Here is a 13,520-nt window from a genome sequence, read left to right on the forward strand (position 1 = left end):
GGGTCGTCGATAGTTCCGATCGAACATGCGACTCCGCACACCCCTTGCGGTGCGGGTCCCGGCGCATCGGAAGGCACCCGCGGTTCGATCGCGAAACACACCTCGACGCGGCAGATGCCGAGCAATCCGCACGTACGAGTATCTTTCGACGCCTCGTCATTCAGTTGCCGAACGGAGCGGCTACGCCACAGGTCAGCCGCCTCCTAGGCATTCGGATCACGATGCCGGCGACTTGCGGCATTCGCGAATCAGGCATCGATCGTGTCAGGAGGTGGCGCGGTCGACTCAGCACGAGGGGCGGCCTTGGACTCGGCCAGCCGTCGGGCCAGGGCTTGGTCCACGATGAGCATCACCAGCAGACTGATGCCCAACAGCGGTAGGAAAGTTCCCACCGTGAGAAGGAATATTGCCACAATTCCCCATTCCCCCGCAGCCAACGAGCGGTTCGGTCCGGGGACTCCCGCAATTCCGTGGCGCGTAGGACGGCGTTTCCACCACATCACGTAGCCCGTCGCGACAAGCCCGGCGATACCGAGCCCGCAGATACACAGCAGAATCTGCAGCGGCAGGCCGAACATGATGCCCATATGCAAATAGATTCCCCAACTCGTGAGCTTGCTGAACAACGGCAACTCAGAGAATGGCAACCGATCGATGACCTCGCCAGTTTGACCGTTAACGCTGACGGCGTCAGAGGTGAGCCGCCATTCCTCCCAACGTTCGCTGGCCTGCCAACCCTGCTCGCCATCCGAGGGCGGGTATAGGCGCAACTCCCCCGTCAGTCCTTCCGAGCGCGCCGTGTCGAGCACGGTCTGTGCCTGTAACGCGATCTCTTCCGAGGAGACCGGCTTCGTCTCGGCGGCGCCATGCGACGCCCCATGGTCCGCGTGAGCGCTGCCGCTTGAAGGCGGCACGGTATCGGTCAGTGACGTGTCGATCGCGCGCGGCGTTTCGCTGATGGCGTCGATTGTCGTGCTAACGTTCTCGCCCGCATAGGTTGACCAAGTGAGGCCAGTCGCGGAGATACCCAACATCACGACGATCAGCCAAGTACCAGCGACACCGTGCAGGTTGACAAAACGATTGCGGGTGCCACGGGCCCTCTCAACTGCGCCAGCCTTCCCGTCGTCGCGGCGAGCGCGTAGGCCGACGAACATTCGGCGCACCCGGCGGGCGCGGCCGAGCCAAATAACCAGACCGCCGAGAGCAACGAACCACATCCACGAGGCCGCTAGTTCGGTGTACAGCAGTCCCGGTTCGCCAAGGTGTAGATCGCGGTGGGTCTCGGAAATGAACTTCCGAACCGGAAGTTCGCCCAGGCCGGAGTAACTCGTCTCGTCGCCGATGACTTGACCAGACGCCGGATCGACAAAGACGCTGCGCAACTGACCATCCTCGAGGGACTCATCAAGAAGAAGAACTCGAGTTGGATCCTCCGCCTCAGTGGCTGGCCACACCTGTGCGATCGGCTTGTCCGGATGCACGGCCTGGGCGTTGTTGATCTGTTCTTCGAGCGGAACGGGGTTATCAACGGTGTCCACCGCAAGTATGTCGGAGTAGACAACCTTCTCAAGGGAGGGCGACATCGCGTATGCCGCGCCAGTCAACGCGGCAATGAAAATGAACGGTCCGATGAACATTCCCGCATAGAAATGGATCCGACGAATGAGCGCTCTCAAACCACTTCCAGGACTGGTGCGTGCAGATCTGGCTTCCGTCAACGGGACACGTCCTTCGGTCAAATCGCACCATCGGCCCATCTGAAGGCCGTCGTCGATGCTGGCGTCACATGGACAGTCGATGTCAATGGCCCATTAGTTCCTGAGAGTAGGTATTGAAGCGGAGAGCAAAGGCCAAACCGCCGAGCGGCAATATGACTTCGTACGCGATCGCCGATAATTCCAGAGTCCAGCCACGTCCACGCCGTCAACCATTGGGAACAGCCAACGCACTCAGGCGTCCCGAACTGCACTAGGCCAAGGCGACGGCGTCCGGCTCATCGTCATGCCCGTCGGCGGGCGTTCCTGCGTTCAGGACCTTGTCCAACCGCGGCGCGCCAAAGAGAATGCCGCCCACGCACAGCGGCCAGCACCGGTATCAGTCGGCGTCCGATAACTCCGGAGCCGCCTGCAAGGAAGATGCGCATTGTTTGTCCCTTCTTGTATGAACTCGTTAGCGCAGGGCGTGTGGCCGCTCGAGAACGGAGCGTCAGCGGGTCTGCGCGGCGAGCCATTCATCGAAGGTTTGAAGTCCCAGACGCGTGCCAGACTTTGGTAGGAGGGAGCCGTCTCGCATTCCGCGGCCCCAGGCTCCGGGTATCGGGAGCTCGATGACGGGCCGGCGCTGGCCCGTGGCGGCGAGATATCGCCGTACCAACTCGGCCATCGTCTCTTCCCGTGGTCCGGCGAGATCGGGCTCGATCCCGCGGGGATCGCCGCAGGCGATCGCGACGAGTTCGGCGGCGACCTCGGCGGCTGCGATCGGCCGGGACCGCATCTTCGGCACGCCCTGCAACGGACCGAGTCTGCCGTGACTGATGAGTTGCGTGACGAATTCGTGGAATTGCGTCGTACGCAGCATCGACCAACCACCCGGTTCCGCCCGCAGAATCGCCTCCTGGGCTGCCTTGCCCGCGTAGTAGTTCACGTTCACCTTCGCTGCACCGATGATGGAGATCGCGACATGATGGGAAACGCCCACGGCGCGTTCAGCATCAAGCAAATTACGAGTCACTGTCGTGAAGAAGTGGATGGACTGCTTGGTCGCAGTACTAGTCGATGCGGACGCGTCGATGACGGCGGCCGCACCCTGCAGCGCGTCCGCGAGGCCGGATCCGGTGATGAGGTCAACTCCGGACTCTCGACTGATCAGCACCGGCTCATGGCCCGCGGCGCGCGCCGCCGTGATGACCTGTGTTCCCAGGGTTCCGGTTGCACCGGCGACGACGACCTTCATCGTGAGCACCTCGGGATGTCGATACTCCTGGCGATCGAGCGATAATGCATGTCAGGCATTGCGTTCATACCCTCCACGACAGCGCAGCCATCCCGGATGTGAGGTCGCCGACTCACATATCCCTCGGCAGCCCGGTCCGATAGGTAAAGGAGGACGCGATGGTCACCGAAGAATCTGACGAGCTGCATGCAGAAGTGTTGAGCGAGCGGCGGTATCTGGTCTCTCTGGTGTTCCGAATGCTCGGCACGGTTGCCGAGGCCGAGGACGCGGCGCAAGAGACGTACATTCGCTGGTACCGGCTCAGCCCGGAAGAACGCGACGCGATCGAAGTGCCGCGCGCCTGGCTGACTCGAGTCGCCAGCCGGGTCTGTCTCAATGTTCTCGACTCCGCCCGGCGCAGGCGCGAGCGATACGTTGGCCCATGGCTGCCAGAACCGGTACCGGCGTACGCGTTTGCAGTTTCGGCGACCGCAGCCGAAGACCCATTCGAGCACGCCACGCTCGACGAGTCGGTGAGCACTGCGCTGCTGGTGGTGCTGGAAGCTATGACACCGGCTGAACGAGTCTCCTTCGTGTTGCACGACGTGTTCGCGATGCCCTTCGACGAAATCGCCGAGATCGTGGGGCGCTCCTCTGCGGCGTGCGACAACTCGCTACCTCTGCTCGGCGCCGTGTACAGCAGGACCGCAGTCGTCACGTATCGCGCGCCGAACATGACGATGCGGTCAAGGCTTTCGCTGCCGCCGCGCGTGCCGGCGACATCGCCCGTCTCATCGCCGCCCTGGACCCGAACGTTGTTCTGCGCTCCGATGGCGGCGGCATCGTGACTGCAGCGCGCAATCCGGTTTTCGGCGCCGACAAGGTAGCTCGGTTCCTGTTCGGCGCGCTGCGGAAGAATCCGGATGCCGTCGTCCTGGACCAAGAGACACCCGACGGGCTCGGGTTCGCGCTCTGGGACGAGGGTCGCATCATCGGCGTCGTTACCCTCGACGTCGTTGCTGGCCTTGTGTCCGACGTGCGACTGATGATGAACCCCGACAAACTCACGCTCTGGAACTAACCGCCTACCAACGGTGTGATCACATCAAGCGTGTTCGATAACGTTCGATCTTGACTTCGTCGGCACCGGAGTGGCCGGTGACTGGTTCGCCTGTGAGCAGTGCCAGCAGGTCCTCGAAGCAGGTGTCCCAACCAGCAGCGGTGCGCGGCATCCAGTCCGGATCGATGACCGTATTGCTCAAGCGGAGAATGCTGCCTCCGCCGTCGGGCTCGACGGTCCACCGCAACCGCTCCCCTGACCATTCATAGGCCAGCGCATGCGGCGGATCGAACTCGGTCACCCGCGAGACCTCCGGCACTTCGTCGTCGAAGTGGAAGGTGATGCGGCCGCCTTCGCGAGGTTCGAGGTCAATCCGGCACGGGTACCACTGACTTAATTCCTCAGGCCGGGTGATCGCCTCCCATACTCGCGCGACGGGATGGGGCAGGCGTCGGATCAGCAGCAGCGTAGGTCCATCGGGATTGCTGCGGTCGACGGTGGCTTCGGTGCTCATTACTTCTCCTTGGTCGGATTCTTGTCGAGGTGACCCGCGAGCGCGTCGATCGCGCCAGTCCACTTACGCCGGTACGGGGCGAGCCAGTCCTCGAGCGGTTCTAGTGCCTGCGGGTTGACGCGATACCGGCGGGCTTTGCCCTCGGGGACCTCATAGACGAAGTTGCCCTCGCGTAGGAGGCGTAGGTGCTTCGAGATGTTGGACTGAGTAAGCCCGGTCGCATCAACGAGTTCGCCTACGAGCATTCCGTCGCGTTCGGCCAGCTCGTCAAGGATGCGGCGCCGCGAGGGTTCGGCGATCACGGAGAACACGTCAACCATGGCTCCGATTATGACCCGCTAGTCATATGACCGTCAAGTCATGCGACTTAATGGGCAGTCTTTGGACTCCGCCAGAGGCTGTGCCGTGCGCTCGATAACCGAGGCCGGATAGACACGCGACCAGCCAGGGTGCGCCCGCCGAGCGATTGGGTTCAGCTAGCCGGGTCGGCCACCATTCCGGTCAGGATGGGCGGTAGCATGTCCTCGCCCCTATAGCTCAGTTGGTAGAGCAGCGGACTTTTAATCCGCGAGTCGTCGGTTCGAGCCCGACTGGGGGCACCAAAGCATCGCAATTAGGGCCGGCATCGCGCCTCGGTATCGTCTGACGCCATGGACACTATTGATCGCTTCCTGGACGACTGGGGCAGGCGCTGGGTCGACGCGATCGCCGCGGCAGTAGGCACTCTGCCGGCCGATGTCACGACCGGACGTATCTACGGCGCGGCTATCACGGTGGCCGATGGAAACACGGCCCCCGGACTGCTTGTGCAGACTGAGTCCCGTCTCGCCGCGATCCTTGATCCGGAAGCGGACGCCGAGGACGCCAGCTATTACCGATGGTGGCCCGACGAGTCAGGACTAGAGGTCACCAACCATTCCTTGGCTACATTGTCAGCTGAACTAGACGACTGGGTGGCGACACATCCGCAAGCCACGACCAAGGTGGACGAGGATAGCGACCTTCAGCGCTGGCGCAACGGGTGGATCGCCGCTTCGGGTCGCGCCCTAGTCGAAGCTTTGGGATCGGATCTTGTGCGGCAGGCGTTCGCGCGCCACGGAGCAGATCCGATACTGGTCCTCACCGAGACCGACGGCGGCGCCGCCCGAGCGCTCGCTGCGTTTGATGCGCTCAACGGTCACCGTGGCGACGAGTTGGTCCATGATGCACGCGAGTTCTGGCAGGAGAACGCCGACAGTTGACTTGAAAAGTGCGCATCACGATCGGTCAAAGGACTGTTTGGCGTCGCCAGAACCTGCGAAATGTCCCCTGAGGTAGCCAGAACTCCAGATTGTCACCGCATCGACACCGTGATTTCGCGGTCACGGTAGCCAAGACGGCGCCGTCCCTGCGAGGATGGAGCGACCTAGACGATCCTGGAGGGGATAAGTTACATGAGCGCATGGGGCACGGGCCCATTCGAGAACGATGACGCCCTTGACCTGGTCGGCGAGATCAACGACTCGGAGCCCGATGCGGTCGCCGAGTTACTCTCCGACATTCTCTCGGTTCCGGAGAGCGGCGATGAACTCGACGAGGTAGAAGGCACCGAGGCGTACGCCGCGGCGGCACTACTGGCCGCCAAACTCGGCCGCCTCGAATTCTCCTCACCGGATGTTCTCGACGCACTTGCCAAGATCCCGACCGACTCCGTCGGCGCCTTACTTCCGGACGCGCGCACTATGCTCATTCGCATCCTGGGCGAAGGTAGTGAGTTCGCCGAGTTGTGGATCGAGTCCGGGCGTCTGGAAAAGATCCGCGGCGAGATTGGCAAGATCCAGCGCGCCCTGCGCTAACGAGCGAGCGGCCGCCAACGCGCGTGCGGCGCGAACCCCACGCGGATCCGCGCCGCCACAGCGGACTACGCGGTCTTGGTGGCTGCTGCTTCCTGCAATCCCAGACTCTCGATTGACGTCTGGCGCATGTCAACCTTGCGCACCTTACCCGTCACCGTCATCGGGAACTCGTCGGCAATGATGACGTACCGCGGAATCTTGTAGTGCGCCAACTTGCCACTGCAGTACTCGCGCACGTTCTCGGCATCCAACGGCTCGGCGCCGGCCTTCATCTGGATCCAGGCGCATAGTTCCTCGCCATACTTCAGATCCGGCACCCCAACGATCTGCACGTCATCAATGTCCGGGTGCGTGTAAAGGAACTCCTCGATCTCCCGCGGGTACACGTTCTCCCCGCCGCGGATCACCATGTCCTTCAGTCGCCCGACGATGTTCACGTACCCGTCGGCGTCCATCGTCGCCAGATCGCCGGTGTGCATCCACCCGTCGACGACCGCCTCGCGAGTCTTCTCTTCGTCGTTCCAGTATCCGAGCATGACCGAGTAACCCTTGGTGCAGTACTCGCCGGTCTCGCCGTACGGCACGGTCTGTCCTGTCGCCGGATCGACCACCTTGATCTCGATGTGCGGAAGCACCCGCCCCACGGTTTCGGTACGACGCTCCAGCGAGTCATCCATCCGGGTCTGCGCCGACACCGGCGACGTCTCGGTCATGCCGTAACAGATCGTCACGCCGTCCATGTGCATCTCGCTGATCGTCCGTTTCATCACCTCGATCGGACACGACGATCCGGCCATTACCCCGGTGCGCAGCGTCCTCAGGTCACGCGAGCCGATGTCGGGCTCGTTCAGCATCGCGATGAACATCGTCGGTACGCCGTACAACGCGGTGCATTTCTCGGCGACGACCGCGTCGAGAGTGAGCTTGGGGTCGAATCCGGGCGCGGGAATCACGGTGCAGGACCCGTGGGTCAGCGCACCGAGATTTCCCATCACCATTCCGAAGCAGTGATAGAACGGCACCGGCAGACACACGCGATCCTGCTCAGTCCACTCCTGGACTTCAGTCATAAAGAACCCGTTGTTCAGGATGTTGCGATGCGACAGTGTCGCGCCCTTCGGGAAGCCCGTCGTACCGGACGTGTACTGGATGTTGATCGGCTCGCTTGCGCTCAAGGTCGCCGCAATAGCGCCGATCCGTGCCTCGTCCGCGTCGGTGTCTACCAACGATTGCCAGGATTCCTCGCCGATGAACACCAGATTTTGCAACCCCGGCGTCTCCGAGCGGACGTCGTTAACCATCTGCTTGTATTCGCTGGTCTTGAACGAAACCGCAGAGACGATCGTCGATATCTCCGACTGGTTCAACACGTACGCCAACTCGTGGGAGCGGTACGCCGGATTGATATTGACCAGGATCGCGCCGATCTTCGCCGTCGCATACTGGGTGATGGTCCACTCCGCGCAGTTCGGGGCCCAGATTCCTACCCGATCACCCTTCTGCACACCGAGGTCCAACAGGCCGGTGGCGACGCGCGCGGCGTCAGAGTTCAGCTCTGCCCACGTCCATCGCCTACCGCTGGCAGACTCCACAATCGAATCGCGTTCGCCATACCGAGATGCCGTCTGCTCCAGCATCTCGCCGATCGTCAGGTCCAACAGGGCCGGCTCGGTGCCGCCCTTGCGGTAGCTCTCTGCGGTCATGTCCATCTCCACATGCAGCGAACGGGTATCAACGCCACCGCGGCACCGAGGTGCCGGGCGACATGCGATAACCCTAGCGACAATTGTTGCGCAGGACACACCCCTATTTGTGGCCGCGGTTGGTCCGCGAACGCATCACCATTAATGTTCGCAGTAGAAACTATTCGGCAGTTCAATACACGATTCGGCGTACGCCGGAGAGGAGCCAGGGTGGGACCCCTCAAGGGAATCAAGGTAATCGAGATCGCGAGTCTCGCGCCCGCACCGCACGGCACGACGATCCTGGCGGATCTCGGCGCCGATGTCACGATCATTGACCGACCGGGGGCCGCCCCCGGAGGCGCTAATTCCGGCGCCGGCAACCCGGTGCGCCGCAACCGCAAGTCGATCACCCTCGACTTGAAGAACCCCGAGGCCATCGAACTTCTCAAGAAGCTAGTCGAGCAGGCCGATGTCTTCGTCGAGGGTTTCCGCCCCGGCGTGACCGAGCGCCTTGGTCTTGGCCCGGAAGACCTCGCGGCCCGCAATCCACGCCTGGTCTACGCACGAATGACCGGTTGGGGCCAGACCGGTCAGATGTCGCAGATGGCTGGGCACGACATGAACTACATCGCGATGACCGGCGTACTGCACATGCTGGGCAAGGCGGGCGATAAGCCGCAGCCGCCGGCAAACTTGATCGGCGACTTCGGCGGTGGCGGCATGCTGATGGCACTCGGCATCCTCGCCGCTCTGGTCGAGCGTGCCACCTCCGGTAAAGGCCAGACGGTCGACGCGGCGATGGTGGACGGCGCTGCCCAGCTCGCCAACTTCATCTTCGGGATGCGCGGAGCGGGTGCTTGGAACGAACCGCGCGGGGAGAACCTGCTCGACGGCGGCGCTCCGTTCTACCAGGTGTACGAGACTGCCGATGGCGGATACATGTCGGTCGGCGCGATCGAGCCGCAGTTCTACGCCCTGCTGATCAAGGGCCTCGGGCTGGATGCTGCGGATCTACCGCAGCAGCTGGACCGCGCGCACTGGGGCGAGACAAAGGAGAAGTTCGCCGCGATCTTTGCCTCGAAGCCCCGCGATCACTGGGAAAAGACCTTCATGGGCACCGACGCCTGCGTGGCGCCGATCCTCTCGCCCGAGGAGGCGTTCGTGCACCCGGCGAACACCGAACGTGGCGTGTTCACCGAGATCAACGGCATCAACCAGCCGGTTGGCGCGCCGCGCTTCAGCCGCACGGTGAACGATCTACCGAAGGCGCCGCCGGCGCCAGGCGACAATAGCGACGAGATCCTCGCTGCAGCGGGGTTGTCCGCCGAGGACATCGCGAAGGTTCGCGAAGCAGGCGCACTCGGGTAGTCGCTGCCTGACGTAGGTTTCACAAACCTGAGCGGGAGATTCGGATTCGATCCGGATCTCCCGCTTTCCTTATATTTATGAGAACTCCGACGCTGCTGCTACCGACCAGTAGCGGGAAGTTCTTGGTCTGAGGGGTTGCTTTTGAATCCCCGTTGGTGGCAGGTTGTGTCCCAATCGAATGGTAGGTGCGGAGGCAACCTTGGACACCCAGACCGTCATTCTGATCGTCGCGATCGTCTACTTGGCAATCATGGTTGCTATCGGGCTCTGGGCGAATACCAGAATGAAGTCCTCAAAGGATTTCTTGGTCGCGGGGCAGTCTCTGGGATTCTTCGTGATGGCGATCGCATCGTTCTCGTCGATCCAGAGCGGCTGGGGCATGGTCGGCTCAACGGGCACGACGTCTGCGTGGGGCATCGGCGCGATGATCTCAGCCGCCGTCGTACCGCTCGGATTCGCCCTCGCCTGGTTCTTGCTGGGCGGACGATTGCGTCAGATATCCGAGAAACACAAGGTGTACAGCATCCCGGATATCATTCGCGTGCGATACAACAGCCGTTCGGCGCACGTATGGATGTCCATCGCGATGATCTTGGGCGCGATCGGTTACATGACTGCACAAACCGTCGCCGCCGGCGTCATCACCAGCCTGCTGCTCGGCATCCCATTGGGAACCGCCACCTGGATCGGCGCCCTGATCGTCGCCGCATATACCGTCGCCGGCGGCATGCTCGCAGCGATCTGGACAGACCTCCTGCAGGGCCTAGTCATGATCGCGATGTCAATCGTCATCTTCTTCATCGCGATTTCCTCCGGCGGTGGTTGGAGCAACGTTCTGGAGACTCTCTCCGGCGAGAGCATGAAGTTCACCGCGCTCGAAGGCGTGCAGCCAGCCGTGTGGATCGTCGCGAACTGCATCCTGCTGTGTTTCGGAATCGTGGCTCAGCCGCAGTTGATTCACAAGTTCCTGATGCTGAAGTCCCCCAAGGAACTCAAATGGGGCGCCACGGTTGCGGCCATTGGTTACGCGACGACGACCCTATTTTCCCTCGGCGTCGGACTTGCGATGCGGTCGGCGATCATCGAAGGGCGCGCAACCCAACCCGATGTACTGGATGACACCGCGACCAGCTTCCTGTCGGAGTTCACCTCACCGGTGATCGCAGGGCTCGCGCTCGTCGCGCTGCTCGCAGCCATCATGTCGAGCGCGTCGAGTTTCATCACCATCGGCGCATCGGCGCTGACCCGGGACCTCGTCGGCGCGTTCAAGGGAACGCTGACACGCGAGCTCACCTGGAACCGGGTCGCGAGCGTGGCTGTCGTGCTGGCTTCGGTCCTGATCAGCCTCTATCTCGACCAAATCATCTATCTGCTCGGCGCAATCGGATGGGCAGCGTTCGCAGCCGCTATCTTCGGACCCGTCGTGTTCGGTATCTACTGGCGACGCGGCACCGGAACGGCCGCGACCCTGTCGATCGTGGTGGGACTGGCGCTGAACATCCTGCTGACGATCCTCACTTCCCAGGGATTCTGGACGCCGCCACCAGAGTTCTTTGCCGGCCCACTGGTCATCGCTCTCGCGCTCACCGTGTACGTCGTGACCTCGTTCGTCACCAGTTCCGAGCGGGACCGCGAGCGCTTCGACGATCTCTACTTCACTGACGATGAAGCGGTCCGCGCACAGCGCATCCCGACACACAGCGTGGACGCTACAGAAGGGAGTTCACGATGACTCATCCTGCTGAAGGGCAAGGGCGCATAGATCGTCTGGTCGTTTCGTTCACCACGCTCATGCTGCTCTCCATGGTTGGGATGATGATCAACAGCGCGGCACTGATCATCATTCCGGTCCCGCTGATGGTCGCGCTGCTGATGTTGCTTGCCGTGCTGCGCCCCGGGAATCGTTGGCCCGTGCGGTCAGTTTTCGTGACGCAGGGCATCTTTCACCTCATCTCGCTCGCGCTGTGGATCGTCGCGCTGGTGGCTATCGACAGCGAACAGATCACCATCGCGGGGCTCCCAACCAGCACCGGTGTGCTCGTGGTGATCGCGTGGCCGTTCTACACCGTCGTCACCGGCCTGCTGTACGCCTTCTGCTCGAAGCATCTGGTCGCAGTGCAACACGCCGGTGACCAAGTGGCCGACCGGTAGTCGCGTTGCGTTTGCGTGACACTGCGCGCCGATCGGGTTACCCACAGGGCGCAAGCGGATATATGGTGCGGCAGTGCCCGACAGCGACGACGAACAGACCACGCCGACCGGCCCCACCCCGGAGCCAGCCGACGACACTCAGCGTGCCGCCGAGGTGTCGGATGCCCAGAGCAACGGTGCGGCGGCCGAGAGCGACGGCGACGCTAATGAGACCGATGGTGACACTGCCGAAACCGACGCGAGCGAAGACGAGAAGGCGGTCTGGCGCCGTCGTGGAACCCTCGCATTTCGGATCTTCCTACGGGTAATCGTCGCGATTGCCGGCGTCGTCCTCGGCGTGTTGATCGGCGGACATACGACCGCCGATATCGGGCCCATCAAGGTGAGCGCCGATCTGCTGGTCGGCCCCGGCGAGACGACGCTGCGTATCCCACCGCTGGGCGCTCTCGAGATCGAAGCGTTCGATGCGCCGATCCGGCTGGAAATGACCATGTTGCAGGTCGATCAGCAGGAGGCCATCCAGTTCATCAACGAGGCGCAGAGCACCGAAGACCTGCAGCAACTGGCCGCAACGCTGGAAAGCGACCTGAAATCTGCCCTGATCACGCTGGGCATCACGACCACGATCTGGGCGCTCGTCGGCGGAATCGTGTTCAGCGTGTTGCTGTTCCGCCGCTGGCAGGACGGCCTGATCGCCGCGGGCATGTCCGTCGTCCTGCTGCTCGCTACCGCCGCCACTGGCTTCCTGACGTTCAACGCGCAAGCGCTGCAGCAGCCGAAGTACACGGGCTTGCTCAGTCAGGCCTCCACGATCTTCGGCAACGTTGAGGACCTTGGTCAAAAGTTTGCCGATTACCGCCAGTCACTGGTCAAGATGGTGGCCAACGTGTCGAAGCTGTATACGACGGTGTCCACCCTCCCCGCGGATCCGGAAAGCGCCGACACCATCAAGGTGCTGCACATCTCCGATATCCATATGAACCCCGAAGGCTTCGACCTCGCCGCGCAACTCGCTGAGCAGTTCGACGTCGACTTCGTGATCGATACTGGCGACCTCGTGGACTGGGGTACCACCCATGAGGCAGCGACCTTCTCCGCGATCGGCGACATGGACGTCCCGTACGTCTACATCCGCGGAAACCACGACTCGCTGGTCACGCAGCAGCAGGTCGGCGAGTTCGACAACGTGATCGTGCTTGACGAATCGACGGTCGAACTGGAAGGCATCACGATTGCTGGCGTCGGGGATGCCCGGTTTAGCCCCGACCGCCTCACGTACAACAACGCGTCATTGCAGGAGGCCATCGAGAAGTCGGCGAAGGACTTCGACGGCTACTTGCAGGATCTACCCGAAATGCCCGACGTCGTCCTCTTCCACGACCCGGCGGGCGCAGAGTTCCTAGCGGATTCGACCCCACTGATTCTGTCCGGGCACAAGCACACGCGATCCTCCGAGGCTCTCGACAGCGACACATTACTGCTCGTGCAGGGCTCCACCGGCGGCGCAGGACTGCGAGGTCTAGAGAACGAAGAACCAACGCCGCTGGAAGCCAGCATCCTGTACTTCGATGCGAACACGCACGCATTGCGCGCCTGGGACAACATCACCGTTGGCGGGCTCGGAGAATCCGACGTGTCCATCGAGCGCATGCTCGCTCCCGAAGCGATCAACGAGGCCGAAGAGGAAGCCACCAGCATCGAGGAGAGCGAGCAAAGCGCCTCAGACAGCGCCGAGAGCGCCTCGAACGAGTCCAGCTCGGGCAGCGCCAGCAACCCGTCGGACGAAGGGACGGAACCGAATTCCGATACCGGCTCGCCGAGCTCTCCCACCACGACCGGAGCACCGCAGAACCCCGGCGAATAGTCACGCATCGTGACGCTGCGCACCCTGGCTGGCGCCGGACATCGTTCATCCTTTATGCTTCTCTAGCCCCAAACGACGGGAAACAGACGAGAGTTTGTCAAAGGTCGTC

13 protein-coding genes and 1 tRNA gene are annotated in these 13,520 nt (G+C 62.5%); 9 read left to right on the plus strand and 5 right to left on the minus strand.

From position 1 onward, the window contains the following. Window positions 1–248: 248 nt before the first annotated feature. Together E1H16_RS01920 and E1H16_RS01925 are read right to left on the minus strand one after the other, a co-directional pair. Entirely contained in the window at window positions 249–1,760 is a 1,512-nt protein-coding gene (locus E1H16_RS01920; RefSeq protein ID WP_134321989.1) for a PepSY-associated TM helix domain-containing protein, read from the minus strand. Between the two features lie 448 nt (window positions 1,761–2,208). Then, the gene (locus tag E1H16_RS01925) at window positions 2,209–2,955 is read right to left on the minus strand and encodes an SDR family oxidoreductase (protein ID WP_134321990.1); all 747 of its coding nucleotides are present in this window, start codon (window positions 2,953–2,955) and stop codon (window positions 2,209–2,211) included. 158 nt (window positions 2,956–3,113) lie between these two features. Here E1H16_RS01925 and E1H16_RS01930 point away from each other — a divergent pair, with 158 nt between their 5' ends. Beyond that, window positions 3,114–3,782, plus strand: a complete 669-nt coding sequence (locus tag E1H16_RS01930) for a sigma factor (protein ID WP_208378799.1) — start codon at window positions 3,114–3,116, stop codon at window positions 3,780–3,782. Continuing rightward, window positions 3,779–4,015: a sigma-70 family RNA polymerase sigma factor family protein gene (locus E1H16_RS18545; RefSeq protein ID WP_208378800.1), complete on the plus strand. Its 237-nt coding sequence runs from the start codon at window positions 3,779–3,781 to the stop codon at window positions 4,013–4,015. The genes E1H16_RS01930 and E1H16_RS18545 overlap by 4 nt, the downstream gene beginning before the upstream one ends. A gap of 19 nt (window positions 4,016–4,034) precedes the next feature. On the opposite strand, the gene E1H16_RS01935 is transcribed toward E1H16_RS18545, so the two are convergent. Continuing rightward, window positions 4,035–4,508 (minus strand): SRPBCC family protein, encoded by a 474-nt coding sequence (locus tag E1H16_RS01935; protein WP_134321991.1) that lies wholly within the window; start codon window positions 4,506–4,508, stop codon window positions 4,035–4,037. Further along, entirely contained in the window at window positions 4,508–4,828 is a 321-nt protein-coding gene (locus tag E1H16_RS01940) for an ArsR/SmtB family transcription factor (protein ID WP_134321992.1), read from the minus strand. The genes E1H16_RS01935 and E1H16_RS01940 overlap by 1 nt, the downstream gene beginning before the upstream one ends. Window positions 4,829–5,034: 206 nt before the next feature. Between E1H16_RS01940 and E1H16_RS01945 the strand changes: the two genes are divergently transcribed. The 3 genes from E1H16_RS01945 to E1H16_RS01955 all read left to right on the plus strand — a co-directional run bounded on the left by E1H16_RS01945 (window position 5,035) and on the right by E1H16_RS01955 (window position 6,343). Then, window positions 5,035–5,110: transfer RNA gene (locus E1H16_RS01945), tRNA-Lys, on the plus strand. Window positions 5,111–5,158: 48 nt separating this feature from the next. After that, window positions 5,159–5,749: a DUF4303 domain-containing protein gene (locus E1H16_RS01950; protein WP_134321993.1), complete on the plus strand. Its 591-nt coding sequence runs from the start codon at window positions 5,159–5,161 to the stop codon at window positions 5,747–5,749. Between the two features lie 192 nt (window positions 5,750–5,941). After that, complete coding sequence (locus E1H16_RS01955; protein ID WP_134321994.1) at window positions 5,942–6,343, plus strand: DUF4259 domain-containing protein; 402 nt, start codon at window positions 5,942–5,944, stop codon at window positions 6,341–6,343. A 65-nt stretch (window positions 6,344–6,408) separates the two neighbouring features. Here E1H16_RS01955 and E1H16_RS01960 read toward each other — a convergent pair whose 3' ends face one another. Next, window positions 6,409–8,046: an AMP-binding protein gene (locus tag E1H16_RS01960; protein ID WP_134321995.1), complete on the minus strand. Its 1,638-nt coding sequence runs from the start codon at window positions 8,044–8,046 to the stop codon at window positions 6,409–6,411. 210 nt (window positions 8,047–8,256) lie between these two features. Between E1H16_RS01960 and E1H16_RS01965 the strand changes: the two genes are divergently transcribed. From E1H16_RS01965 to E1H16_RS01980, 4 genes are all read left to right on the plus strand, one after another. Then, a complete protein-coding gene (locus tag E1H16_RS01965) occupies window positions 8,257–9,396 on the plus strand; it encodes a CaiB/BaiF CoA transferase family protein (RefSeq protein WP_243837569.1) in 1,140 nt (379 codons plus the stop codon). Between the two features lie 199 nt (window positions 9,397–9,595). Further along, window positions 9,596–11,128: a sodium:solute symporter family protein gene (locus E1H16_RS01970; RefSeq protein ID WP_166741583.1), complete on the plus strand. Its 1,533-nt coding sequence runs from the start codon at window positions 9,596–9,598 to the stop codon at window positions 11,126–11,128. Then, a complete protein-coding gene (locus tag E1H16_RS01975; RefSeq protein WP_134321998.1) occupies window positions 11,125–11,547 on the plus strand; it encodes a hypothetical protein in 423 nt (140 codons plus the stop codon). The genes E1H16_RS01970 and E1H16_RS01975 overlap by 4 nt, the downstream gene beginning before the upstream one ends. Window positions 11,548–11,620: 73 nt before the next feature. Next, window positions 11,621–13,411 carry a metallophosphoesterase gene (locus E1H16_RS01980; RefSeq protein ID WP_134321999.1) on the plus strand — a complete coding sequence of 597 codons (1,791 nt, stop codon included), beginning with the start codon at window positions 11,621–11,623 and terminating at the stop codon, window positions 13,409–13,411. Window positions 13,412–13,520: the final 109 nt, after the last annotated feature.

The sequence above is a fragment of the Cumulibacter soli genome (assembly GCF_004382795.1).
GTDB classification, from domain to species: Bacteria; Actinomycetota; Actinomycetes; order Mycobacteriales; family Antricoccaceae; genus Cumulibacter; species Cumulibacter soli.